Source organism: Mesorhizobium sp. M2E.F.Ca.ET.209.01.1.1, from assembly GCF_004010375.2.
GTDB lineage: Bacteria > Pseudomonadota > Alphaproteobacteria > Rhizobiales > Rhizobiaceae > Mesorhizobium.
Genome location: NZ_SADP02000335.1, coordinates 1 through 389, shown reverse-complemented (window position 1 = coordinate 389; position 389 = coordinate 1). Strand labels below are relative to the sequence as shown.

At 59.6% G+C, this 389-nt stretch carries 1 protein-coding gene; it reads right to left on the bottom strand.

Annotation, left to right across the window (positions count from 1 at the left end; genetic code table 11):
* Positions 1-152: 152 nt before the first annotated feature.
* A partial coding sequence (locus EN852_RS35890) for a MucR family transcriptional regulator (protein ID WP_189546390.1) occupies positions 153-389 on the bottom strand: 237 nt, incomplete at its 5' end.

The following is a 389-nucleotide window of genomic DNA, read 5'->3' as shown; positions in this document are numbered from 1 at the left end:
CTCGATCACCATCCTGGTGTAGTTCATGGCAGTTCCCCCTCAAAGCACCTGTCCGGTTCATCCAAGCCACAAAAACATGAAGCCTGCCAAGGCGATTTCGCCGGCAGGCTTCCGTTCCAGTCGTCCTAAATATTGGCTCAGGACTGAATTGCTCAGGCCGAAACCTTGGCCTTCCGGCCTTTGCCCTTGACGGGCGCCGGGGCGACGGCCTTGCGGCCGAGGCCGATCGACTTCGCCAGTTCGGAGCGCGAAGCCGCATAGTTGGGAGCAACCATCGGATAGTCAGACGGCAAGCCCCATTGGGCGCGGTAGGCATACGGCGTCAGGCCGAAATGCACGCCGAGGTGACGCTTCAGCGATTTGAATTTCTTGCCGTCCTCGAGGCAGAT